The organism is Halobellus litoreus, assembly GCF_024464595.1.
Taxonomy (GTDB): domain Archaea; phylum Halobacteriota; class Halobacteria; order Halobacteriales; family Haloferacaceae; genus Haloquadratum; species Haloquadratum litoreum.
In genome coordinates this window covers 123,934-147,422 of record NZ_JANHAW010000002.1, presented here as the reverse complement: position 1 = coordinate 147,422, position 23,489 = coordinate 123,934, and the positions used below count along the sequence as shown (strand labels likewise).

Here is a 23,489-nt window from a genome sequence, read left to right as displayed (position 1 = left end):
CCGGTGTGGTTCCCGTCGCCCGTTCCTGGAGCGGACGACACCGTGTGGGGTTCCGCGAGCGTGACGCGCCGAGGCGGGCGGTTCCGGGCGGCCGGGAATCGCCCCCAAAATTTACTCTCTGATGAGATAATCGATAGATATGAGCGCAGCACGCGGGAAGGGGACTGTGGCGATCGTCGGCGGTGCGGGGGCGGTCGGTTCGAGCACCGCTTTCGCCCTGATGGACAGCGGTCTGGTTGGCGAGATCGTCCTGGTCGATATCGACGACGAGCGCGCCGAGGGGGAGGCGATGGATCTCGATCACGGCGCGTACTTCACCTCCTCCGTTAGAGTCAGGACGGGCGACTACGAGGACTGCTGGGACGCGGACGTCGTGGTCGTCACCGCCGGTGCCAGCCAGAACCCCGGCGAGACTCGACTCGAACTGATGGAGCGCAACGCCGAGATCTTCGCCGAGATAGTCCCGGAGATCACCGCGGGACTGAACGACGACGCCGTGATTCTCGTCGTCACCAACCCGGTCGACGTCCTCGCGTACGTCACCTGGGCGGTCTCGGACCTCCCGGCCGAGCGGGTGATCGGGTCGGGGACCGTCCTCGACACGTCGCGGTTCCGCCACGCGCTGAGCCGCGAGTTCGACCTCGATCCCGCGAACGTCCACGCGTACGTGATCGGCGAGCACGGCGACAGCGAGGTGCTCGTCTGGAGTTCCGCGAACCTGGGCGGTGTCCCGTTCGAGCGGTACTGTGCGCACCGGGGCGTCGAGGACGTCGACGCGCTCAAGTCGCGGATCGGCGACGACGTCCGCAACGCCGCCTACGAGATCATCGAGCGCAAGGGCCGGACGAACTACGGCGTCGCTCGCTCGGTGACGGCGACCGTCGAGCGCATCCTCGGCGACGACGACTCGATCCTCACCGTCTCGACGCTCGTCGACGGCCAGCACGGCATCGAGGACGCCTACCTGAGCCTGCCCTGTACCGTCAACCGCGGCGGCGTCCGGGACGTGCTGGAATTCGACCTCTCGGAGGCCGAGCAGACCGACCTGGAGGAGTCGGCGGCGGTGATCCGCGAGTCGCTCGACAGGCTCGACCTCGACGAACTCGCCGCCGACTGAGTGTCCCTGTGAGAACCACGGCCGGCCGAGTGCGGCGACGATAGCCCCGGGAGAGCGGTGTCGGCGGCTCTTCAGGACGGCACCGACTCCAGCGCCGACTCGACGAGCCGAAGCGCGTTCGCGCCGTCGCGCCGCGGCACGACCACGACGAGTTCGTCGCCGGCGACGCCCGCGGCGTCGACGACGACGTTCTCCGCGGCGAGGCGTTCGACGACGACCGCGAGCGCCGCCGAGTCCACGTCGCCCGCCACGACGATGGCGGTCAGACTGCCGTCCGCGGTGACGATGGCGGCGTCGCCGACCGACAGGAGCGTTTCGGTGTCGTTCGAGGCCGATTCACCGTCGTCGACGTCGACGCCCGCGAGCCCGACGCCGCTGCGCATCCTGACGGTGACGTCGCGGTCGCTGGACTCGCCGGGCGAGAGGTCGTCGGCGAACCGACGGAGCGCGGTCGCGATAGAGTCGGTATCGCCCTCGACGTCCAGCGCCTCCGCGGCGGCGGTGTAGTTCACGACGCCCGCGCGCAGCGCCCGCAGGAGCCACGGACGGGCCCGGACCGCGGCCCGCGTCTCGGCGGCAAGTGACATACGCCCTGCCAGGAACGAGGGAGAGAAAAATCCGCGGGTCGGCGGGTGGGAGAGGAGTCTGCGAGCCGCGGCAGAAAAAATTCGACTGTCGAAACGCGAAGATTCGTTCGCGGAACCCGAAGTCCCTAAGGGCGTTCCGCCCTCTGAATCAGGTATGCAAGCGCTGGTCATCGTGGCGCACGGATCGCATCTCAATCCCGATTCGTCGGCACCGACGCACGCCCACGCGGACACCATCCGCGAGACGGGCGCGTTCGACGAGGTGAAGACGGGGTTCTGGAAGGAGGAGCCCTCGCTGCGGGAGGTCCTCCGGACCGTCGAGTCCGAGGAGGTCTACGTGGTCCCGCTGTTCATCAGCGAGGGGTACTTCACCGAGCAGGTGATCCCGCGGGAACTCCGCCTGTCGGGGTGGGACGTCTCCGCCTGGGACTCCGACGGACTGAGCGCGGACACGGCGACGTTCACCGCCGAGGACACCGGCCAGACGGTGCACTACTGCGGGCCGGCGGGGACGCACGAGGCGATGACAGACGTGCTCGTTCGACGCGCCGAGACGGTGACGGGCGACCCCGATGTCGGCGAGGGCTTCGGGCTCGCGGTCGTCGGCCACGGCACCGAGCGCAACGAGAACTCCGCGAAGGCCATCGAGTACCACGCCGACCGCGTCCGCGAGATGGACCGATTCGACGAGGTGCAGGCGCTGTATATGGACGAGGAACCGGAGGTCGACGACGTCACCGACTACTTCGAGAGCGAGGACGTCGTCGTCGTCCCGCTCTTCATCGCCGACGGGTTCCACACGCAGGAGGACATCCCGGAGGACATGGGACTGACCGACGACTACCGGACGGGCTACGACGTCCCCGCCGAGGTTGACGGCCACCGCATCTGGTACGCCGGCGCGGTCGGCACCGAGGGGCTGATGGCCGACGTGGTGCTGGAACGCGCCGCCGACGCCGGCGCGGACATCGAGTCAGCCATCGCGACGGTTCGGGAGAAGACTCGCGAGACCGACGCTGACGGCGAGACGCCGGCGGCGGGTGACTGACGTGGAGTCCGAACAGTTCGACGTCCGCGACGACCAGGTCGACACGTTGTGTGACCACTTGAGAACGGATCCCGACCCGATCGAGTTCGACGGCCTGCACGCGACTGCGGACGACGACGGCACGACGTTCGCGATCGAAACCCCCGCCGTTCGTCACGGCGACCTCTCCGAATCCGAGCTCCGGACGGTCGCGAGCGGGGACGACGTCGCGCCGTTCGTCACGAACTGGTACTACTGGGAGGCGGTCGTCGGCCACCGCGGCCGGCACCGGCAGGCGTTCCTCCGACACGCCGAGGCCGCCCACGACCACGCCGTCCCGGAGCGGTACGACGCGCTCGAATCCGGAATGGAGACGGAGTGGGGCGACGTCGTCGTGACCGCGACGCTCGCCTCGGCCGGTCACCGCCGGTACGAGATCCGTCACGCCGACGATACCGGGATCGAAGCCACCGAACTGGACGCCCACCACGACCCGCTCGACGCCCGGGAGATCGCGACGTACGACGACCGCGGCCGATACCGGCCGCTGAAGACGGCCCCGACGCTCGTATCGGGGTGGGTTTTCCCCGACCTCGACGGCCGCGACGCCGTCGAGACGCTCGACGTCCTCTACCCCGCCTCGGTCGCCAACTGGAACCTCGAACGCGAGGGCGACCTCGACGTGACCCACTGGCGGGAGACCGCGGAGCGGCAGACCGGGATCTACGACGTCATCGAGGACCTCGCTCCCGAGGCGGTCGACTGGGTCGCCGAGGCCTGCTGCGTCGACTCGCAGTGTCTCAAGCGCCGCGAGTGGGAGTACGACGCCGATCACGACCTGGCGGCCGACGGCGGCGCGGGGACGTTCCCCTGTCGGGAGCCCTGCTCGCTCGTCGTCGCCGCCGCGCGCAAGTGGACGAAGTTGGAGGAGGAAGAGACTCACACCTACGAGTTCGACCTCACGCCGTCCGAGAAAGAGCAGGTCGAGGCCATCGTCGACGCCGTCGCCGACGGCAGCACCGACGACATCCGCGAGGCAGACGTCTACGAGGGCGCGAACCGCTACCGGGCGCGGTTCCTCCGCGCGAAGCGATTCGACGGGGACGGGAACCTCTCGGGGACGCCGACGCACCCGGACGAGCACGACGTCGAGGACGGCGGCCACGACGACGGGCACTGAGCGGCCCGGCGCCACCGACCCGTCGCCGCGAAACGAACGCCGACGCCTACCGCTCGTCGAGCAGTCGCTCGGCGTGCTCCGCGGACTGCGCTCGCTCCCAGCGGACCTGTGCGGCGTCGCCGTAGGCCAACGCCTCGCGGAGTTCGTCGGGAAGCAGCCCCGCCGTCGTGCGGACGAGGGTGCCATCGTCGTCTCCGAACTCGATCAGCGCGTAGGCGTCGGGGGCGGAGGCGACCGTCTCGCGGGTCAATTGTTTCCAGCGCTTTCGGAGTGCCATCAGGCGTCGGTTCTCTCGTCGGTCTCGGAGTCGCCCGTCTTTTCAGACTCCTCGCCCACGAACTCGTAGGAACGCTCGCTCCAGTCGTCTTCGACGAAGACGAACACCCGCCCGCGGGCGATTTCGGGGTCGGCCTCGACCTCCGTCCGCATCCCGCCGGGCCGGCGGACGGTGACGCCCGGGAATATCTCCTCTTCCTCCCCGTCATCGAGGACGACGCGGCCGACGCCGGTCGCTTCGAGGATGTCGTCGTGGGTCTTGAGGTCGTTGACGTACAGCATCACGCCCTCCGTCTCTGTGGGGTCGGTGACGAGAACGTGCGTCTCCTTCTTCGGGGGCGTGGTGAGCGTGTCGGTGACTGGCTCCGGAACGCCCCGGTACAGCGTCGTCCGGCCGTCGGTGTACTCCACCTCGACGCCGTGCTCGAGGAGTTCGACGCCGACGGTGCTCGGCGGGACGTCGTTGCGCGCGCTCATACCCCAGAGTTCGGGTGGGCCGCTCAAAAGGACCGCGATGCCAGGACCGGGCCGGGGCGACGGCAGGGTTGCGGCGAAGGCTCGATCGTCCGCTCGGTGTCGCCAGCCGGTCCAGCCGGTCCACATCTCGTCTCATTCGAGGGCGACGAGGCGGCCCGACGCCGCCGTCTCGCCGCCGTAACTCGCGTCGTCGGTGCCGACGAATAGCCGAGAACCGACCGGGGCGACGTTCGAGACGGAGCCGGCAATCGACTGTTGCCACCGGACGTTGCCGTCGAGCGAGAGCGCCGTCACGCGGCCCGGCGGCGGGGTTTCGGTGTCCGCGCCGTCGACGCTTGCACTCCCGACGGGCGAGTCTGTATCCGGCGTGACTGAGTCCCAGCGCGTGCCGACGAGAACGCGGTCACCGGAGACGACGACCGATCGGATCCAGTTCGAGAAATCGACGCGCCAGCGCTCCTCGCCCGTCGTCGCGCTGCGACAGCAGACAGTCCGCCGGCGGCCGTCGTCCCGTCCGGTTCGAATCGCGTGAAACAGTCGGTCTTCGCGCACCGCGAGTTCTTTGACGATCACTGGTTCGGCCAGCGGGGTCGCGTCGACCGTTGCCCAGCGCTGCGCGCCACCGTCGAGTTCGTACGCTCGGAGTGACGGCGATTCGTCGGTCCCCGAGTTGAGCGAGAGCGTCCCCGTCACGACGAGGTCGGGGGCGCCCGTCCGCGCGACGACAGTCGGATCCAGCGTGTAGTCCGGCGGGTTCCGTTCCCAGGCCGAATCCGGCGGCTGTTCGAGAAGCACCTCGCTCCACCGACGGGCGCCTAACCGCGCCACGCGCCCGCCCGCCAGGAGGAGTGCGTCGTCGACGAGAAGCGGCGTCACGGGGACGCCCCACGTCGAGGTGCGGAACAGCCGCCGGCCCCGTCGGCCGAACGCCGTCACGCCGTCGTGGTAGCCGACGTAGACCGCCCGCTCGCTCGCGGCCAGTCGCTCACCGTACTCGCGGAGGTCCCGCCGCCACTGCGTCGCCCCGGTGTCGGCCGCGAGTCGCGTGACGACACCTGACCGTCCGCCGTCGCTGCGGTCCGCCGCCGGACCCGACTCGCCGCAGGCGTAGACGGCGCCGGCGACCGCGGCGAGACACCGCGCGGGAACCTGCCGGGTCCACTGGACGGCGCCGTCTGCGCGGCGAAGCGCCGCGACGACCGGCGGGTCGGCCGCCGTCCGCCCGCTCCCGACGTACACGCGCTCGGGACCGACAACGAGCGCATCGACCGACGCAACCGGCCGTTTCCGCCACGCGACTGACGGGTCCGCGGGTGGGGTCGCACCGGGCGCCGCGTCGGTTCGCTGCGGGTCGCGGTCGGTGAACGGCCACGTTCCGGCGGACACGTCGGGCGGGGCAGGCGGCTCGGTTCGCACCTGTGTGAGCGCTCCAGCGCCGAGTCCGAGACCACCGGCGAGGAGGAGCCGCCGCCGCGTGATCGCTCGTTCGGCCCGCTCGCGGAGGGACGGTCCGGCGGGCGTATCGCCGGTCGCGTCGGGCGACATACCATACGCCCCGCATCGGCAGTGTAAGTGTCTTCGGCACGATCGGGAGGACTCGCGGCGTCCCCCTGTCCGGAGCGCAGCGGCTTTGATGGCCGACCTCGAGTGGTCTCGTATGACCGGTCGCGATACGGACGTCCCCGACACCGGCGTCTCCGACACGAATTCGCTTGATGAGACCGTCACGCCGCTCGATTCTGCCGGCGCACGCGACGACGGGACAGCAACGGAGCGACTGACGTACGAGGACGTCGCCGTCGGCGACCGCTTCGTCGCCGACCGGACAGTCACGTTCACTCGCGAGTCGATCGTCGACTTCGCCGGGAAGTACGATCCCCAGCCGTTCCACCTCGGCGACGCCGCCGACGAGGCGTCGCCGTTCGACGGTCTCGTCGCCAGCGGCCTGCACAGTTACTGCGCCTGTAACCGACTCGCGACGGAGGCGTTCTTCGGCCGCGTCGCGTTCCTCGGCGGGCGCGGCGTCGACGACCTGCGGTGGCACCGACCGGTAAATCCGGGTGACACGCTCGCGGTCGACGTCGAAGTCGTCGACAAGCGGCCCTCGGACTCCGATCCTCGCCGCGGCTACGTCGACGTCGACGTGACTGGACGGACTCCGGACGGTGACGCCGTCGTCACCTGGCGGGTGTTGGGGATGCTCCGACGCCGCGACGCGGCGTCGACGTCGGGGGCGTGACCCCCCTCTCTGGGAGCGCGTGTCAATCGCTACTCCTTTTAGGTCGCTCGATAGCATCCATGTATGCACGGCCACGCAGTCGCACTGGGGGCGGGGACGGTGCTGAACGCCCTCTCGACGGGGACCGGGTCGGCCTTCGCCATCGACGCCGAGACGGCCGCTACGGTCGAACTCGACGACTCCGATGCGGTGACGGGCGAGATTGCCGGGACGGTCGACGCCGACACCCGTCTCATCGAGCGCTGCGTCGAACTCGCGGTCGAGCGCTACGGCGGCGGCGACGCCCCCTCCGGGGGATCGGTGCGGACCGAGAGCGACGTCCCGATGGCCGCGGGGCTGAAGAGTTCGAGTGCCGCGGCCAACGCGACGGTGCTCGCCACCGCTGACGCCCTCGACGCGGATCCGGACCGACTCGAAGCGTGCCGCCTCGGCGTCGAAGCCGCACGCGACGTCGGCGTCACCGTGACCGGCGCGTTCGACGACGCCTCGGCGTCGATGCTCGGCGGCGTGACCGTCACCGACAACGACGCAGACGAGATGCTCGCCCGCGACGAGGTGTCCTGGGACGTCCTCGTCTGGACGCCCGAAGAACGCGCCTACAGCGCCGATGCCGACGTCGAGCGGTGTGCGAACGTCGCGTCGATGGCCGAACTGGTCGCCGACCTGGCTCTCGACGGCCGGTACGCCGAGGCGATGACCGTGAACGGGCTGGCTTTTTCGGCCGCGCTCGGGTTCTCTCCTGACCCCGCGATCGAGGCGATGCCGCACGTGGCCGGCGTGTCGCTGTCGGGGACCGGTCCGAGCGTCGTCGCCGTCGGCGATAGCGAGGGCCTCGACCGCGTCCAAGTGCGGTGGGACGAACGCAGCGGTCGGACGTGGCGAACGACGACGCGAAACGACGGAGCACGCATCCAATGACTCGAAACGAATACACCACCTCCGACGACGAAGACCCGTCCCTGGACGAACTGCGTGAGGAGATCGAAGACATCGACCGGGAGATCGTTGAACTGATTGCGCGACGGACCTACGTCGCCGACTCGGTCGCCCAGGTGAAAGCCGAACAGGATCTACCAACGACCGACGAGAACCAGGAAGAACGCGTGATGGAGCGTGCGGGGCGGAATGCCGAACAGTTCGACGTGGACTCGAATCTCGTGAAGGCCGTCTTCCGGCTACTCATCGAGTTGAACAAGGTAGAGCAACGCGAGAATCGCTAAGCATCGGAACCAGTGTGTGCGCCGTCTCAGAGGGTGGGGAATCAGATTGTAGTGTCGGGAGTAGGACGACATCGGGCGCGAATCCGTGGGTTTAAATTAACCGACGCCGGTATCCAGGAGTGAGGGCGCTTAGCTCAGTTTGGACAGAGTGCTTGGCTTCGGACCAAGTTGTCGCGGGTTCAAATCCTGCAGCGCCCATGCGAACTTTGCCCGAATCGAAGTAAAACCAAATCACTTCGTAGAGGCGTCTATTCGGACGTATTCTCCGTTTTTAGCGTTTCAAAAAATCCGTCTCAAACTGCGACCAAGTGGAATCTAAACGCACCCCGTCGATGTCGGGCGATTTCCTCAGCAAATCGGGGTGGTTTCGATGGATAGCACCCCGGTTTCTGGGTTCACCCAGTACTATTGCCGGATCTGTGCGACGGGGTGTATCAATCCTCGGACATACTCGCGTACAAGGTATCGCGAGTGTGAATCCTGTCACTCGGTGCCCGTCCTCGATCGAGGCGAGCCCGTCGACAAGATTCATCCTGATTTAGTCTGGACAGTTCTCGACAGGGTTCAATCAGGGTAATGCCGACTCCGAGGTACCGGAACCGGTCGGTCCCTTCGAGCAGCGATCTGTATCGGTTTATCGGACGGTACGGGGCGTCGTATTCGGGGACGGTCACGGTCACTCCTGAACTCGGTTCGAGTGCGAATTCGATCGCATCGTCAGGAAGCCAGTGCCAGACGTCACGCAGCTTTCGCTCGGCGCTGACCAGAGCAATCAGCTCTTCCATTGCGAACGCGATTGCTTCCCCCGATTGTGTGATTTCGTACTGGTAGCCGTCCTTGCGGATCCAGATTCGGTCTTCGAATTCGTCTAGCGTTCGCCGTATCGTCGAGGACGAAACACCGGCCAACTCACAGAGCTCAGAGCGACTCCGGGGACGCTCTGTCAGCGCGACGAGTGTCGGGACGCGGTGTTCGGACCGCGCGAGATACGCGATGTCACCGATTGGAGACTCAGTATTTTGGTGTGGTATGCTATCGTGGCCCATAAGCTAAGTACGTATACGAGCCTGAAAACGATTGGTTCCACTTACAATACGATGCCGAGTAATTTGCTGTCTCTGCCTAAGCAGCCAATTCAGGCGAGTGGCGACACGCAGACTTTTTATCGACAGTGCTGGCGTCTGCTCGCGGTGCTCTGCCAAACTCGAAACGTCCGTTGATGTGTGTGAAAACCACGACGCCAGTACCGGGATTTGTGACGAATGCGAGAGATGCTATGCGATGACGTTCGACCTCTACTGTCCGAACTGCAACTACGACCCGAACTCCACGCGCCCGGGATCATCCTGGTGCTGTTACGCGGAGCGAGACCGGCGAAACCGCCTGATGAGGATACTCTCTGAAATTCAACCCTTGTGTGCAATCCCCATACTCGCTGGCCCCTTCAAATGCTGAATCTGGACGTCCTCGAAGCCTGCGTCCTCCGCCCACGACACGAACTGTTGCCCGGTGTAGTCGAATGCGTCACCGTAGTATACGAGCATATTCAGCGACATCATCAGACCCATAGTATTCGCCTGGCGCTCGTCGTCGATGATGTGGTCGATAGCGACGAAGGTTCCGCCCGGGTTGACGGCATCGTAGAACTTCTCCATGAGCGTCTTTTTCGTCTCCAGGTTCTCCTGATGGAGGACCAGACTCGCTGTTACGAGGTCCGCGTCGGGGATGGGCTCCTCGTTGTAGTCGCTGCTGACGGCGTCGATCCGATCCTCAAGGCCGTCAGTATGGATGCGCTCGCGGGCCAGTTCAGCCACCTCCGGCAGGTCCGTCGTAGTGATCGAAAGGTGGGATTCGCGTCGGGCCACGATCCGAGACAGGTCGCCGAGAGCACCTCCAACGTCCGTCATCGAGTCGTAGTCCGAGAAATCGAACTGCTCGGCAAACGCGACGAAGTTCCCCTTTGACAGCCCGGCCATCCCCTCGGCGAACGCCTCTAGTTCCATAGGGTCATCGTACATCTCCTCCCACAGCGGTTCGCCCGTCTCATCGATGACTCCCTGTGGTTCGCCTGTTCGCAGACTCTCTTCGAGCCCTCCCCACACGTCGTAGGTTTGCTGGTTGAAGATGTTGATCGCGCCACCGATGTAGCGTGGATCGGCCTTGTTCAGAAATGCCGCAGTCTCCGGCGTGTTCCGATACCGGGGATCGTCCCCGTTGTCACGTTCGAGGAATCCGAGCGACGCGAGCGTGTCGAGGAAATCTCTGGTCGCCCGGGGATGCAAGCCGAGTTCCCGTTCGATCTCGGAGGCTCGAAGCCCTCCGTCTGCGAGGACGGTGAATAGTTCTAGATCGACGGCTGCACCCAAAACTTTCGTCCCCCAAAATCCGGTCGCAACCTGCATAATGTGTTCCGGACTCGGTTCGGTTTCTTCGGGCGTGTGTTCTCTATCGTCTGGTGTGGTTTCTGCCATGAGTACTCACCGTGTAGTCGGCCGGCGTCGGTTGTGCTTCCGCGTCACGTTCTACGTGATACTCTGTGCCACTGGTCGTCCACGGGGTCGTTTAGCGGGCATTGGCGGCCGGCATCGTGCCCTCACGACTCACCTACTGATACTATTGGACGGACCAAAAGTATAATCTGTATGAAATTTCAGTAAGCACACTGTCTGTCTGATCCACTCTGTTCGCCGTGTCTTGGCGACACAGGTGCGTTGCTGGTGACGGCGCGATTCTGATGACGCGGGGGACGGGGTCCGAAGTCTCTACGAAGTCATATGTAGAAACCAGGACTCGGACGAGATCCGAATGAGGCATCGTATCCTGGTTCTGTTTCGTCGGGCGAACTCGATTTGCCGTCCGAGAAAATTCATCGCGGACCTGGCTTCGTTTGTGACCGGGTAATAGAACAGGTGGAGACTGATTTCAGTGATCCCGGAGCACTCTTTCGGACATCGGATCACGTCCGTTGTGTTGGAGACCAATCGTCAGACTGAGTTCGACCGAGATACGGCTGTCACAACAGTGGATTCGAAACTCGCGGTACCGCTATCTCGGACCTCGTGAGCGAATTCCAGCACGGCTTTGTAGGAACGGTCGAGTTGTCGCGCAATTTGCGTGACCTCTGTCGTGTTCATCTCTCGGATGATATGGACCATTTCCGGAATAGAAAGTTGATGATCGGCTAAGAGCGTCCCCGTCAGGTCGTTGAATTTGCCATCGCAAGTCTGGCACTTGTACCGTTGTGCGCCCTTGCTCGTCGTTCCTTTCTTGATCGTATCCATACTGTCGCAGTTCGGACATCGAGTTCCATCCGGCCAACGAGAGCGTCGGAGCGTCTGTAGGCAGTCATCAGTGTCTGGAAGACTGACCGACTCATCGCTCTCCCCACTGTCTGTGGAGGAGATCTCAGGAGAGGAACTGCTCGCAACCCGTTTGTTCGCAGCCGCATCCAAGTCACGATCCGTCCCGGAGTCGTCGCGGCTGACACCTACGACAGTGAGATTCTCATCGAGGGTCAGGTGGAGCTCCGCTCCATCATATGTGGCGGTCACGCGAATCCGAACTGGATCTCTGGACACGACCGTCTGTTCCTTTTTGAGGCGATCGAACAACCGGCCACAGACCTCGGGGTCGTCAAGGCCGTAGGTCATATCGAATCCGTGTTCGTGGTAAAACGCGACGACCGCAGGATGGTCGAATACAGCCACCCACGCCGGATAGGACGCGCTGTGCTTGCAGACCGAGCACACGTAACTGACCCGGGCTTCGTTCCAGCCACCACGCATCGACGTGCCACAGTTGGGGCAGAGTTCCCCCGCCGGAGCGTCGTGGGAATCACAGATCTCCAGGGATTCCTCGATCGGTCCGGAACATTCCGGACAAACACCCCTGATGAGTAACTTGACGGTTTGAACGTACTCGATCGTTCCTGCCACGAATACCTCCTCGGGCGTCCGATGGGACAAGCCGGCGGGGTTGAAGTCATCGTAGACGATGAGCGTTCCCTCACGCGTCTGTTCGGTAGACTCGGGGCCGATATTCCCCTCGCACTCGGTACAGATCTGGTAGAGTCGCTCGTCTTCGTAACTGAGTTCCACTGGAGCACCACAGTGGTAGCAGGACCGAGGAATCTCGGTTGGTAGCAGACGGCGCGATTCGAGGCCCGAGCCTGCGATGACTGCCCGGACGATTTTGAGCCCGGAGTTTCGGAGTCGGTAGCCGGCGTCGGTTTTTTCGACATAGTGACCGACCAGTCTGTCGAGGTGGTAGCTGAAATTGCCGCTGTCCTGGACGCCGATGCGGTCGAACAACCGCGAAAACGAGACAGCGTTGTCCTCGGCATAGGGATTGTACACCTCCCACAGTGCCAGCAGGATTGCCAATCGAATTTCGTCGCTCAACAGTTTGAACGCCTCGATGACGTGGGATTCGGCGGCCCCTGCAGCTGAATCAAGTGGAGATTCGGGTATATGGGAATCTGGCTCTACCATGTGATTTATTACCACGCATTGGAGAAAAAGGTGTGGCGAGTGCCGTAGTCATCGGATCAGAATATCTAATGCTTCTCTATGCTGGTGGGTGGTTCTTTTTTGTGGCTGTGTGTGTTAGGTGTTAACACATAGGTGTTCGCTGATGCCACCAGATTCCCACGAGTCCGAAAGCGGCGACGAGGACCATTTTTCGGTGTGCCCGATGACACAAGCCTTCGAGGAGATCGGATCGAAATGGCGACTCGTCATCTTGCACTACCTCGTGATGAATGGTGAACAGCGATTCAACAGCATAAAGGAAGAGAGGCCTGCCGATTCCTCTACTCTCTCACGGGTTCTCAAGGAACTGGAGGAGCGAGTCCTCATTCGCCGGCGCTTAGAAGATCGCCCCATTGCCACGTACTATGACCTGACCGAGAAAGGCGAATCACTCGCTATTATGTTCGATGAGCTGGAGCCGGACTGGCGACCTCTCCTGACCGTTCCTAGAACTATCTGAATTAGACGTTTCGGTGACGGTTGATGGTCCAAGGCTTGCCAGAATCTCGAATACCCGATGTGGCGGACTGACGACGCGCTGTTCACCTTCGTGTTCAACGACCAGCACGGCGAGCGAGATGGATGATTTGAGGCCGCTTGCGGCATCGGTACCCTGCGTTCGGCTTTCAGCTTGCGGAACCCTCTGAAGAACTCCTCGAACTGCATCGCGGATCGGTGAACGTTGCTGCGCGGCATCGCGGTCCCACGCGGCGACACCGACCTCGGGAGACCGTCGGCGTGTCCTCGCCGCTGCCGAACAGAGTGGTACTCCCCGTGCAAAACGGAGGCTGCCTCGTACGTTGGCTCCCCGTGATCCCGATCGGCAGTCCCGGCCGACTGTGCGCCGTTCGTACTCGTTGTTCCGTCTATGAGTCCAGTTTCGAGTTCCCCGGTGGGTTGTCGTTGGCTGCCCTGAGCTCGAGAAAGTCGTCGTACTGATCGACGACGACGGTCGTATCGGCCCGAGGCTTCGCAGTGCAGAGGAGTACGTACCCAGCCTCGCGGTCTTCGTCGAAATATCGACGCGCGTTGGGATGGACGACGTCGCCGTCGACGAGGCGAGCAGCACAGGTGGTACACCAGCCCTGCTGACAGTCGGCCGGCAGCCAGACCCCCGCAGCACGCGCGGCAGCGAGGATCGTCTCGTCCGTATTCACGTCGAGTTCGAACGTTTCACCGGCCCCATCCAGCGACGATTCCGCGGGCACGACGATCGTGACGGTCCACGTTTCGTTTGACGACTGTGTCATACGGATGAGAGTGTAGAGAGGATGGGAAGGCCGACTACCGGACTCAGGCCGAGTCGTTGAACCGGTTGTTCGTCGAGTACGGTGCATCACCTGGTTCGCCGCGGGCGAAGTGGCCAGCCGGGTTGATCTCGTCGTCGCGTTCCTTGCTCAGGAGCTCGATGAACCAGGCTTCGTGGTCCATCTCCTCGTTGAGGATCCGCTGGGCCATATCGTACGTCCGTGGGTCTGCCTCGCGAGTCATATCGCAGATCTCGCTCCAGGTCCGAATGGCGCACCGTTCGGCTTCGAGCAACACTTCCAGGATATCTTCGACTTCGAGGTCGCTGGTGTCGAAGTTGCCGCTGTCGTCCATCGGCGTCGGCACCTCCGCATCCGGACAGGAGGCACGGTCCGCGAAATCACGGATGTCGTTCGGGAGTGACCCCTCCAACTCGTAGATCCGCGGGACGACGAGCTCGAAGTGCGCGCGGTCTTCGAGACGCGCGTCTTCGGTGATCTCCTTGTAGTCTTCCTCACCTGCGAGGTGCATCCGGAGGTTCGTGTAGTAGTAGTACGTCGTGAACTCCGCGCCGATGGCATCGATCAGCTTCTCGCGGAGTTCTTCGGGGTCGAGGCCACGCTCGCGAATGACTTCCGCGCCGACTCGCTTGCTCGTATCTCCCGGTTCGACAGCGCCGCTTCCGTGCGTTTTCTCTTCGGACATCGCATTTCAACGTACACGGGCGATGGGAATTAGACTTGGTTTGTCGCAAGACAATTTTTTGATTTAGCAAGATTGAGGTGGCCTAGAATGAAAATATCATCCTGTCTCGCATACGCTCGTGAGCCAGAGCGCACAGACGAGTCTCGTTCGACCGTTCCGCATCGGGACCGAACCGCTACGAGCCGTCTGCGGACGGGACGCGGACGAACGGAGCCGTCGGGCACGAGCCACTGGATCCGACGATCATTCTCCGTTTTCGATCGGGACGCCGATCATATTCCCCCACTCAGTCCAGGAGCCGTCGTAATTCCGGACGCGATCGTACCCGAGTAGTTCCGCGAGGACGAACCACGTCACGGACGACCGCTCGCCGATCCGACAGTAGACGATGATGTCGTCGTCGGGCGTGATCCCCCGCGACTCGTAGACGGCGCGGAGCCGATCCGGTGATTTGAACCGGCCGTCCGGACGGACGTTCTCGGCCCAGAAGACGTTCGTTGCGCCAGGGACGTGCCCTCCGCGGACGGCGCCCTCGTCGATTCCCGGCGGCTTCACGATCTCGCCGCGGAACTCCTCGGGGAGGCGCACGTCGACGAGGACCGTCTCGGTGTCGAGCGCGTCACGCACGTCCTCACGGTAGGCTCGCACCTCCTCGGCCGGGTGATCGAGCGTCTTCCCGTACGCGACAGTCGGGGGATCGACCGGGGCTGTCGAGAGCGGGTAGTCGTGTTCGACCCAGTATTCGCGGCCCCCGTCCATAACCCGGACATCCGGGTGGCCGTAGTAGGTGAGTTGCCAGTAGAGATGGGTCGCGAACCAGTTCGAGTTGTCGCCGTAGACGACGACCGTCGTCTCTTCGGTGATCCCACAGGCACCCAGGAACGACTCCATTTCTTGCGGGCCGAGAATGTCGTGAGCGTCTGCCGAGCGGAGGTCCTCCTGCCAGTCGACGCAGACGGCACCGGGAGCGTGACCGGTCTCGTAGAATTCAGTGTTGACGTCGACCTCGAGCAACCTGGCGTCGGTTTCCGCGGAGTCGAACCGGTCGAGTCGGGATTCGACCCACTCGGGGCTAACGAGGACGTCTGTGGGGTACTGTGACTCGAGCGGTTCGTCGGGTTCCGGCCGTGTCCCGGCATCCGGGGAGTCATCGGCAGTCATAGTTGTCGGTTCGAGAACCGTTTCGCCAGCTCCGCCGTCGCGCGCCGAAGCCGGTACGACACAGTCGAGCGGGGAATGTTAAGCTCTTCGGCGAGTTCGTCGAGCGTTACCTCGCGGGGCGTCTCGAAGTAGCCACGCTCGACGGCCACTGTCAGGATTTCGCGCTGTTCCGCACGGATGTCGGCCCGCGGGAGGAGGCCGCTCTCCCAGTTATCGACTTCCGTCAGATGTTCAAAAGAGAACGACAGGCCGTCGCCGAGTTTCGCAGACAGCGTATCGTACAGGTGTCCGACCTTCGAGTCGTCCTGCAGAAGTACCCGCCACCGAACCGTATCACCCGTCCGCGTCTGCTCGAAGAGCACGCCGCCGTCGACGTACTTCGCCACGATGAGCGGAACGGCTTCGCAGAAGTCCACGTCGGACACGTAGGTGTATGCGACCCGCCGCCGGTGCTCGTCGGTCAGGAGACTCGTCGTTCGCGTAGCACTGCACTCCCGACTGCTGATCGACTCCCTGTCGACGGACTCGTCCAAGAGGAGTTCGTCGACGGCCGTGAGGTCGTCCGGATCACCCGTCACCGACTCCAGGGTCCACAGTTCGCCGGGATCGAGACACGAGTAAATCGCTTCCGATCGAAGCGACTCGCGATCGATGAACAGGTCGACGTACTCGTCGGCGCTGGGGTCGTACGTTATCTGGAAGCTAAAATCGTACATCAGGAACTGAACTCGTGCATCGGAATCTGTGACGTTCGCTCTGACTGGTCGGGCCGTCTTCGTCCGGGTGGGGGGTTTGAACGGTCTCACAGCGGGCCGCGCGGTTGGATCTCGACAACACCGACGATATGGGTTCAACGTACTTATCTCGTCCCGTATGGAATTCCCCCCTTCGGCCGAAGAGGTACTAGCGACACTACGGAGCCGCCTGCTGATCCCCGCCGTCGTCGCGCTCGGTGCCGGGATCGGCGGGGTCGCCTTCGGGCTCTCCCACGACGACGTCGTCACCGCACTTGGGGCGCTCTTGTTCGTTCCGAGCGCGCTGTTGCTGTTCGGTATCGTCGCCAAACGGCGCGGCGTCGGTCCGTTCGCCCCGTCGAGGCGTCGACCGAACTGACCGCCTCCGGTCGACCCCTCACGCGATCGGACTACCGTGCCGCCCCGCGTGCTGTCCGATTGCCGGGGCGGATCCGGCGAGCGACGGGAGGTGCCTGTCGCGTGCGCCCGCGGTCCGCTCACGAGGCGCCTCTGATCCGCGTCGTGACGAGTCGATCGACGTTATACAGGAGCACCGCGACCGATGCGAGGATCGTTCCGAGGTAGACGATGAGTTGCGGTGGTCCGGACGCGGCCCCCCCCCAGCGCGGCGCCGGCGAACCCGACGAGGAGCAACTCTGCCCACGTGATCAGCACGCGCGAGAGCAGACGGCTGTCGGCTCGCGGCGCAGCGGTCGCGTCGTCCCGGTCGTCGTTGCCGCCCATCTCAGTACGACTCCTCGGCCGTGATTGGCCCGCTGAACGCGGAGTACAGGACGACGAAGTACGTCGCGACCAGCGGGAGCAACAGCGCGGCGCCGATCGACATCAGGTTCAGCGGGAGGGTCGACACGATCGCTTCCTCGACGACGAGCCCCGTCGCCGGGTCGATACGCGGGTACATAACGACCGCGACGACCGCCACCAGCCCGTAGGTCAAGCCCGCGGCCGAGACGAGCGCGGCGAGGTTCGCCCCCCGTCGGAGCGCGACCGCGTAGGCGATCGCGAGTGCGATCGAAGCCGCGACCAACGCGAGCACGGGCATCGACAGCAGTGCGTCGGCTCCGGCCGGGAGAGTGACGGCGAGCGTTCCCAGGGTCGCGACGACCAAGAGGAGATACACGACGACCGCGCCGACGCCGATCCGATGCACGGCCCCCGGGAGCGCTCTCCCGGCCTTCAGGCCCAGGAAGGCCGCCCCGGAGACGACGGTCAGCACCGTGACGGTGCTCCCGACGACGATGCCGACGAGCGTGAACGACCGCGGGCTCCCGACGAGCCAGTTGCCCGCGAACGCGCCGAGGAGGAACGGTGCCAGCACGCTCCCGGCGACGAACGACCGTCCCCACCAGCGTTGCCAGCGCTCGTCGTGGCGTTGTTCGTACATTTCGGGGGCGAGCCCCCGGAGGATGAGCGCGCCGAGGATGCCGAACATAAGCAGGTAGTGGCGACTGAACAGGCCGGCGTACACTCGTGGGAAGGCAGCGAACAGCGCGCCGCCGAAGACGACGAGCCAGACCTCGTTGCCGTCCCAGAACGGCCCGATCGCCGACAGCACCGTCTCGCGCGCCGACTCGTCGTCGAGCGTCGCGAAGATGGCGCCGGCGCCGAAGTCGAACCCGTCGAGGAACAGGAACGTCCCCAGCAGGGCGAATATCAGCGCGAACCACAGCTCCGCGAGCGGGAGGTCCAAGAGCGGTCCCGCCGCGAGTGACTCGACGCTAATCATCCCCGGCGACCCCCGCGGCTGGCCTCTCGTCTCTCTCCCGCTGGTCGGGGACCGAGTCCAGGTCCTCCTCGCCCGGCGGCCCGCCGCGGATGATCCGCGCGACGACGTAGGTGTACAGCGCGAGGATCGCCGTGTAGACCCCGACGAATCCGAGGAGCGTCGTCAGGGCCTCGGTCCCGGTGAGACCGGGCGAGACGCCCGCGCTCGTCTTGAGGATGCCCTGTATCACCCACGGCTGTCTGCCGACCTCGGTGACGACCCAGCCGAGTTCGACCGCGAGGATCCCCAGCAGGCTGGAGGCCATAAGCGCCTTGTGCAGCAGGCCGTCCTCGAACAGCTCGCCGGTGAACCACCGGTATCCGCCCCAGAACGCCAGCAGGATGAACCAAAAGCCCATCCCAACCATCGCCCGGAACGACCAGAACACGATCGCGACCGGCGGCGACTCCGACTCGAAGGAGTTCAGCCCGCGGATCTCGGCTGTGGGATCACCCCCGCTGGCCAGCCACGAGGCGCCGCCGGGAATGCCGATCCCGAACAGCTCCTTGGCGCGCGGGTCGGTGAGCTGGCTCAGGTCAGTGGGGATCGCGAAGATGTACTCGGGGACGTACGCCTCGGTGTCCCAAACGGCCTCCATTGCGGCGAACTTCTGGGGTTGTGTCTCGTAGACGTGACGCGCGTAGAGGTCGCCCTGGAGCACTTGGAGAGGCGCAGTGATCAACAGGGCCACGAGCGCGATCTTGAGGGTCTTCTCCCAGAACGCGACGTTCTCGACGGGGTACTCCCAGACGTGGTGCCGGTAGACGTAGTACGCGGCGACGCCGGCCATAAACAGCGCCACCGACTCGACGGCGGCGTTCTGCATATGGACGAACATATACGGGAACCGCGGGTTCAGGTACGCCGCGATCGGGTCGGTGAGATGGACGATCGTCTGGCCGTTCTCGGTGGCGAGCTCGTAGCCCCGCGGCGTCTGCATCCACGAGTTCGCGATGAGGATCCACACCGCCGACAGCCACGTCCCGAGCCCGACGGCGACGCTGGAGACGAGATACAATCGGTCGGAGACGCGTTCCCGACCGAAGATGAAGATCCCCAGGAACGTCGCTTCGAGCATAAACGCCATCATCCCCTCGACGGCCAGCGGGCCGCCGAAGAGCTCGCCCGCGGCCGTCGCGAACGCCGCGAAGTTCGTCCCGAACTCGAATTCCAGGACGATCCCCGTGACGGTCCCGACCACGAACGAGATGGCGAAGATCTTGGTCCAGAACCGACGTAACTGTTCGTATACTGGATCACCGCCCCGGACGTCTCGCCACGTGAAGTAAACGAGGAACGGAGCGAGGCCCATACTCATCACCGGGAAGATGATGTGGACGATAGTCGTTAGCGCGAACTGGAGCCTACTTGCGATTACTGGGTCGATCATTCATTCGTCGGTGGGGGTGTGACAGTCGTCTCGCTGTGCTCGATTCGATTGCTGTGCGCGCTGCCGTCTCGTATACAGCTACTGACTGGGCGGGGTTAACCCCCTCTTTGGCACAGGACAACCGAGTGTGCCGGCTGTCGTGGGATTAGATGCCTCACGTTGCCGTGCGGGAAGCGTTGTCCTGCGCCAACTGATCCTTTTGGGACGTGAGGCCGCTACGTTCGCGTATGGAAACGCGCCACGCCGTCCTGTCGCTCGTCGCGGTCGTTACGCTCGTGATGACGGTCCGGGCCGTTATCGCTGGACTCAACGGTGAGATCGGGACGGTCGGCCGACAGTTCGCAGTTGGCGGGATCGTCCTCGCGTTCGGTGTTGCCTTGTACAGGAACTGGGAGACGATCGGATGAGGATCAAGCGCTTCGGGGAGAGGGCGGAACGCCTGACGTCCGCCTCGTGATTCTGTGAAGAGCCACACGCCGTCGGCACGTGCGATTGCGACGGCAGTTGTCGTGCGACAACTCAATGCAGATAGTCATCGATCGGCAGGATCTACCACGGGGCGATATTGAATGAGCGATACACAACTCGAAGCTGACGTGACGGTGAACGCGATCGGATCGTCCTGCCCCGGTCCGATGATGGAACTGATCGGCAAGGCGAAAGACGTCGATCCGGGAACAGTGATCCGACTTCAGAGTTCGAACGAGGGGACCGAACCGGACGTCGCGGAGTGGGCCGACGAGTCCGGAAACGAACTGGTCGACGTGGTCGACAGCGGCGACCACTGGGACCTGTACGTACGGATCGATGACTGAACGCGTCGTCATCGTCGGCGGGGGGACCGCGGGGTCGGTCCTGGCGAACAACCTCGCCGACGAGGTCGCGGCCGAGATCGACGGGGGCGACGTCGAGGTGGTCCTCGTAAACGACAGCGAAGAGCACGTGTACAAGCCGACGTGGCTGTACGTGCCCTTCGGCGAGAAGACGCCCGCGGACGCGAAACGTCCGCTCGCGGACCTGATCGACCGGCGGGTCGACCTGCTGATCGACCGAGTGAACGCCGTCGACACCGACGCGAAGACGGTGTCGTTCGACGGACCGCGTTCCGATCTCGCCTACGACCACCTCGTGCTCGCGATGGGCGCGCAAGTGACACCGGCGGAGACGCCGGGGCTGGCCGCGGGAGGCCACCACTTCTACGGACCCGAAGCGACCGAGGAACTCCGGGAGGCGCTCGCGGAGTTCACCGAGGGACACCTCGTGCTGTCGGTCATCGGCGTGCCGCATATGTGCCCGGTCGCGCCGCTGGAGTTCCCGCTTATCGCGGACACCTGGTTCCGCGAGCGGGGCCTGCGCGATGACATCGACATCACGTACACGTACCCGATCAACCGCGCCCACGGGATCCAGTCGGTCGCCGACTGGGCCGGACCGCTGCTGGACGAGCGCGACATCGGCGTGGAGACGTTCTTCAACCCCGAGCGGGTCGACCCCGACGAGGAGGTCCTCCACACCGTCGAAGGTCGGGAACTGTCCTACGACCTGCTGGTGGCGATCCCGCCGCACGACGGCAGCGACGTCGTCCGGGAGGCGGGACTCGGCGACGACGGCTGGGTCGACGTCGACCCGGCGACGCTGGAGGCGACGAACGCGGCGGACGTGTACGCCCTCGGCGACGTCGCCGACCTCCCGACGAGCAAGGCGGGCAGCGCGGCCCACTACGCGGCCACGTCGCTGGCGGACCGGCTGGCCAGCGTCGTCCGCGGTCAGCGCCCCACCACGGAGTACGACGGCAAGACCGTCTGTTTCATCGAGAGCGGCGAGGACGAGGCGACCTACATCGCCTTCGACTACGAGTCGGAGCCGACGCCGAAGCCGCCCTCGAAGCTGATCCACTGGTCGAAGCTCGGCTACAACCAGTCGTACTGGCTGACTGCCCGCGGGGTGTTGTGATGAGCGCGACCGACGAGGAAGACGGCGCGGCCGCCGAGACGGAGCCGGTCCCGCCGGCGATCCGCGAGGCGATCGCGGACAACCCCGAGACCGTCGCCGCACTGCTGAAGCAGTCTGGCCAGTTGTCAGCGCTTCTCGACGCGCTTGCGCTCGTGACGGACAGCCTTGACGACGAGATGGTCGAGTCGCTCACGAGCGACGCGACGACGCTCGGGCTGGTCGCGACGGAACTCGCCGGTGAGGAAACGGTCGAGCTCAGTTCGGCCGTGGGCCGGAACGGCGACGACCTCGCCGACGCCGTAGAACGCGTCGCGACGCTCCAGCGGAGCGGCACGCTCGACCGGCTCACCGAGATCGCGGACGCGGTCGCGCTACTGACTGATGCGATGGACGACGAGATGGTCGAGACGGTCGCCGCGACCGGGACCTCGATGGGCGAGATCGCCGACACGGCCGCCGACGACGAGGTGCGCCGCGGGCTCGTTCGGATGCTGGAGGGCGTCGGTGCGGCCGGCGCCGAGGAGGCCGAGCCGATCGGTCCGGTCGGCCTGCTCGGGGCGTTGCGGGATCCCGAGGTCAAGGCCGGGATGGGGTACCTCGTCGCGGTCGCCCGCGGGATCGGAACCGTGGGCACCGCCGTAGACGGACCGAACGACGAATGACGACCGAGTACACAGAACTATGACAGCAACACGACCCACCGTTCTCGTCCTCGGCGGCGGCGCCGCGGGGACGATGACGGCGAACGCGCTCCGTCGGCGCATCGACGCCGACGTGGCAGTGATCGACAAGCGTCGGACGCACAGCTACCAGCCCGCGTACTACCTGATCCCCTTCGACTATATGGACCTCGACGAGCAGCAGCGCGACACGCGCGAGTTGCTCCACGACGAGATTTCGTTCGTCCACGACGAGGTCGTCGGGATCGATCCGGACGACCGGACCGTCGCCGGAGAGTCGGGGACCTACGAGTACGACGTCCTCGTCTCCGCGGTCGGGAACGACCGTCGCCCGGGATCGGTGCCGGGGATGCTCGAGGGCTGGAACCGAACGGATTCGGTCTATCCGTTCTATCACGCCTCCGCGGCGCGGGCACTGGGTGACGCCGTCGACGAATTCGACGGCGGACGGTTCCTGGTGACGGTCCCGGACACGCCGATCAAGTGCGGCGGCGCGCCGCTGAAGCTCACGATGCTGATGGAGGGGTACCTCCGCGAGCGCGGTGTGCGCGAGGACGCCGAACTCGTGATGACGAAGCCCGGCTCGGAGGTGTTCGGCACGGGGCCGAAGGCGCCGTACCAGGAGCGGATCGCGGAGATCTGGGACGAGCGCGACATCACGTTCGTCCCCGAGTTCACCGTCTCCGAAGTCGACTACGAGAGCCGGACGGTCCACTCCGAGGAGGGGGACGCGCTCGAGTACGACCTGTATGCGCCGGTGCCGCCCCAATACGGCCACGAGTTCGTCGTCGACAACTCGCCGCTGACCGACGGCGGTGAGTACGTCTCCGTCGACGACCACACGCTCCAGCACGAGACGTACCCGAACGTGTTCGCGTTGGGTGACAACGCCGACGTGCCTACCTCGCGGACCGCCTCGGCCGCGCGCAAGCAGTCCCACGTCGTCGTCGACAACGTCGAGCGGTACCTCGAGGACCGGTCGCTGGTCGCCGACTACGACGGCTACACCGCCTGTCCGATCCTCGTCGAGCAAGGCAAGGCGATGATCGCGGAGTTCGATTACGAGGACTCAATCTCCGCGCCGATCGTGAGCCGGCTCAACTGGATCCTCGACGTGAACGTGATCCCGTCGCTGTACTGGAACGTCTGGATGCGCGGCTACGACCCGGTTCCCTGAGCC

25 protein-coding genes, 1 tRNA gene and 2 pseudogenes are annotated in these 23,489 nt (G+C 64.9%); 14 read left to right on the top strand and 14 right to left on the bottom strand.

Annotation, left to right across the window (positions count from 1 at the left end):
* The first annotated feature begins 139 nt into the window (after positions 1 to 139).
* The gene (locus tag NO360_RS08300; protein ID WP_256307319.1) at positions 140 to 1,117 is read left to right on the top strand and encodes an L-lactate dehydrogenase; all 978 of its coding nucleotides are present in this window, start codon (positions 140 to 142) and stop codon (positions 1,115 to 1,117) included.
* 71 nt (positions 1,118 to 1,188) lie between these two features.
* On the opposite strand, the gene NO360_RS08295 is transcribed toward NO360_RS08300, so the two are convergent.
* Entirely contained in the window at positions 1,189 to 1,704 is a 516-nt protein-coding gene (locus NO360_RS08295) for a DUF7523 family protein (protein WP_256307318.1), read from the bottom strand.
* Positions 1,705 to 1,858: 154 nt separating this feature from the next.
* Between NO360_RS08295 and NO360_RS08290 the strand changes: the two genes are divergently transcribed.
* Together NO360_RS08290 and NO360_RS08285 are read left to right on the top strand one after the other, a co-directional pair.
* The gene (locus NO360_RS08290) at positions 1,859 to 2,752 is read left to right on the top strand and encodes a CbiX/SirB N-terminal domain-containing protein (protein WP_256307317.1); all 894 of its coding nucleotides are present in this window, start codon (positions 1,859 to 1,861) and stop codon (positions 2,750 to 2,752) included.
* On the top strand, positions 2,745 to 3,911 hold the full coding sequence (locus NO360_RS08285) for a DR2241 family protein (protein ID WP_256307316.1): 1,167 nt from the start codon (positions 2,745 to 2,747) through the stop codon (positions 3,909 to 3,911). The genes NO360_RS08290 and NO360_RS08285 overlap by 8 nt, the downstream gene beginning before the upstream one ends.
* A 46-nt stretch (positions 3,912 to 3,957) precedes the next feature.
* Here the strand turns inward: NO360_RS08285 and NO360_RS08280 are convergent, their stop codons facing one another.
* The 3 genes from NO360_RS08280 to NO360_RS08270 form a co-directional block, all read right to left on the bottom strand.
* Positions 3,958 to 4,188, bottom strand: a complete 231-nt coding sequence (locus tag NO360_RS08280; RefSeq protein ID WP_256307315.1) for a DUF7508 domain-containing protein — start codon at positions 4,186 to 4,188, stop codon at positions 3,958 to 3,960.
* Positions 4,188 to 4,664, bottom strand: coding sequence for a DUF5796 family protein (locus NO360_RS08275; RefSeq protein WP_256307314.1), 477 nt, complete (start codon positions 4,662 to 4,664; stop codon positions 4,188 to 4,190). The genes NO360_RS08280 and NO360_RS08275 overlap by 1 nt, the downstream gene beginning before the upstream one ends.
* Positions 4,665 to 4,796: 132 nt before the next feature.
* Positions 4,797 to 6,209, bottom strand: a complete 1,413-nt coding sequence (locus tag NO360_RS08270; RefSeq protein WP_256307313.1) for an outer membrane protein assembly factor BamB family protein — start codon at positions 6,207 to 6,209, stop codon at positions 4,797 to 4,799.
* 112 nt (positions 6,210 to 6,321) lie between these two features.
* Between NO360_RS08270 and NO360_RS08265 the strand changes: the two genes are divergently transcribed.
* The 4 genes from NO360_RS08265 to NO360_RS08250 all read left to right on the top strand — a co-directional run bounded on the left by NO360_RS08265 (position 6,322) and on the right by NO360_RS08250 (position 8,321).
* Positions 6,322 to 6,903, top strand: coding sequence for a MaoC/PaaZ C-terminal domain-containing protein (locus NO360_RS08265; RefSeq protein WP_256307312.1), 582 nt, complete (start codon positions 6,322 to 6,324; stop codon positions 6,901 to 6,903).
* A 63-nt stretch (positions 6,904 to 6,966) separates the two neighbouring features.
* Positions 6,967 to 7,821 (top strand): shikimate kinase, encoded by an 855-nt coding sequence (locus tag NO360_RS08260; protein WP_256307311.1) that lies wholly within the window; start codon positions 6,967 to 6,969, stop codon positions 7,819 to 7,821.
* Positions 7,818 to 8,123, top strand: a complete 306-nt coding sequence (locus tag NO360_RS08255; protein WP_256307310.1) for a chorismate mutase — start codon at positions 7,818 to 7,820, stop codon at positions 8,121 to 8,123. The genes NO360_RS08260 and NO360_RS08255 overlap by 4 nt, the downstream gene beginning before the upstream one ends.
* A gap of 123 nt (positions 8,124 to 8,246) precedes the next feature.
* Positions 8,247 to 8,321, top strand: a tRNA-Arg gene (locus NO360_RS08250).
* 236 nt (positions 8,322 to 8,557) lie between these two features.
* Here the strand turns inward: NO360_RS08250 and NO360_RS19170 are convergent.
* The 4 genes and pseudogenes from NO360_RS19170 to NO360_RS19070 all read right to left on the bottom strand — a co-directional run.
* Positions 8,558 to 9,169, bottom strand: a complete 612-nt coding sequence (locus tag NO360_RS19170) for a helix-turn-helix transcriptional regulator (RefSeq protein ID WP_465260951.1) — start codon at positions 9,167 to 9,169, stop codon at positions 8,558 to 8,560.
* Positions 9,170 to 9,529: 360 nt separating this feature from the next.
* Complete coding sequence (locus NO360_RS08245; protein WP_256307309.1) at positions 9,530 to 10,594, bottom strand: acetylserotonin O-methyltransferase; 1,065 nt, start codon at positions 10,592 to 10,594, stop codon at positions 9,530 to 9,532.
* A 573-nt stretch (positions 10,595 to 11,167) separates the two neighbouring features.
* Positions 11,168 to 11,527: pseudogene (locus tag NO360_RS08240) on the bottom strand (transposase); the annotation flags it as partial.
* 99 nt (positions 11,528 to 11,626) lie between these two features.
* Positions 11,627 to 12,613, bottom strand: a pseudogene (locus NO360_RS19070) (winged helix-turn-helix domain-containing protein); the annotation flags it as partial.
* Between the two features lie 142 nt (positions 12,614 to 12,755).
* Between NO360_RS19070 and NO360_RS08235 the strand changes: the two are divergent.
* Positions 12,756 to 13,112, top strand: coding sequence for a winged helix-turn-helix transcriptional regulator (locus NO360_RS08235; RefSeq protein ID WP_256307308.1), 357 nt, complete (start codon positions 12,756 to 12,758; stop codon positions 13,110 to 13,112).
* A 406-nt stretch (positions 13,113 to 13,518) separates the two neighbouring features.
* On the opposite strand, the gene NO360_RS08230 is transcribed toward NO360_RS08235, so the two are convergent.
* The 4 genes from NO360_RS08230 to NO360_RS08215 form a co-directional block, all read right to left on the bottom strand.
* Positions 13,519 to 13,902, bottom strand: coding sequence for a 2Fe-2S iron-sulfur cluster-binding protein (locus tag NO360_RS08230; protein ID WP_256307307.1), 384 nt, complete (start codon positions 13,900 to 13,902; stop codon positions 13,519 to 13,521).
* A gap of 43 nt (positions 13,903 to 13,945) precedes the next feature.
* A complete protein-coding gene (gene dps, locus NO360_RS08225) occupies positions 13,946 to 14,605 on the bottom strand; it encodes a DNA protection during starvation protein (RefSeq protein ID WP_256307306.1) in 660 nt (219 codons plus the stop codon).
* A gap of 243 nt (positions 14,606 to 14,848) precedes the next feature.
* Entirely contained in the window at positions 14,849 to 15,766 is a 918-nt protein-coding gene (locus NO360_RS08220; RefSeq protein ID WP_256307305.1) for a sulfurtransferase, read from the bottom strand.
* Positions 15,763 to 16,482, bottom strand: coding sequence for a helix-turn-helix domain-containing protein (locus tag NO360_RS08215; RefSeq protein ID WP_256307304.1), 720 nt, complete (start codon positions 16,480 to 16,482; stop codon positions 15,763 to 15,765). Before NO360_RS08215 ends, NO360_RS08220 begins: the two co-directional genes overlap by 4 nt.
* A gap of 157 nt (positions 16,483 to 16,639) precedes the next feature.
* Between NO360_RS08215 and NO360_RS08210 the strand changes: the two genes are divergently transcribed.
* A complete protein-coding gene (locus NO360_RS08210) occupies positions 16,640 to 16,879 on the top strand; it encodes a hypothetical protein (RefSeq protein WP_256307303.1) in 240 nt (79 codons plus the stop codon).
* 366 nt (positions 16,880 to 17,245) lie between these two features.
* On the opposite strand, the gene NO360_RS08205 is transcribed toward NO360_RS08210, so the two are convergent.
* Together NO360_RS08205 and NO360_RS08200 are read right to left on the bottom strand one after the other, a co-directional pair.
* A complete protein-coding gene (locus NO360_RS08205; protein WP_256307302.1) occupies positions 17,246 to 18,247 on the bottom strand; it encodes a cytochrome d ubiquinol oxidase subunit II in 1,002 nt (333 codons plus the stop codon).
* Positions 18,240 to 19,676: a cytochrome ubiquinol oxidase subunit I gene (locus tag NO360_RS08200; protein WP_256307301.1), complete on the bottom strand. Its 1,437-nt coding sequence runs from the start codon at positions 19,674 to 19,676 to the stop codon at positions 18,240 to 18,242. The genes NO360_RS08205 and NO360_RS08200 overlap by 8 nt, the downstream gene beginning before the upstream one ends.
* Positions 19,677 to 19,903: 227 nt before the next feature.
* On the opposite strand from NO360_RS08200, the gene NO360_RS08195 reads away from it, so the two are divergent.
* The 5 genes from NO360_RS08195 to NO360_RS08175 all read left to right on the top strand — a co-directional run bounded on the left by NO360_RS08195 (position 19,904) and on the right by NO360_RS08175 (position 23,486).
* On the top strand, positions 19,904 to 20,083 hold the full coding sequence (locus NO360_RS08195) for a DUF8073 family membrane protein (RefSeq protein WP_256307300.1): 180 nt from the start codon (positions 19,904 to 19,906) through the stop codon (positions 20,081 to 20,083).
* 162 nt (positions 20,084 to 20,245) lie between these two features.
* On the top strand, positions 20,246 to 20,491 hold the full coding sequence (locus NO360_RS08190) for a sulfurtransferase TusA family protein (protein ID WP_256307299.1): 246 nt from the start codon (positions 20,246 to 20,248) through the stop codon (positions 20,489 to 20,491).
* The gene (locus NO360_RS08185) at positions 20,484 to 21,629 is read left to right on the top strand and encodes an NAD(P)/FAD-dependent oxidoreductase (RefSeq protein ID WP_256307298.1); all 1,146 of its coding nucleotides are present in this window, start codon (positions 20,484 to 20,486) and stop codon (positions 21,627 to 21,629) included. The genes NO360_RS08190 and NO360_RS08185 overlap by 8 nt, the downstream gene beginning before the upstream one ends.
* Positions 21,629 to 22,291 (top strand): helical membrane plugin domain-containing protein, encoded by a 663-nt coding sequence (locus NO360_RS08180; RefSeq protein ID WP_256307296.1) that lies wholly within the window; start codon positions 21,629 to 21,631, stop codon positions 22,289 to 22,291. The genes NO360_RS08185 and NO360_RS08180 overlap by 1 nt, the downstream gene beginning before the upstream one ends.
* 19 nt (positions 22,292 to 22,310) lie before the next feature.
* A complete protein-coding gene (locus NO360_RS08175; RefSeq protein WP_256307295.1) occupies positions 22,311 to 23,486 on the top strand; it encodes an NAD(P)/FAD-dependent oxidoreductase in 1,176 nt (391 codons plus the stop codon).
* Positions 23,487 to 23,489: the final 3 nt, after the last annotated feature.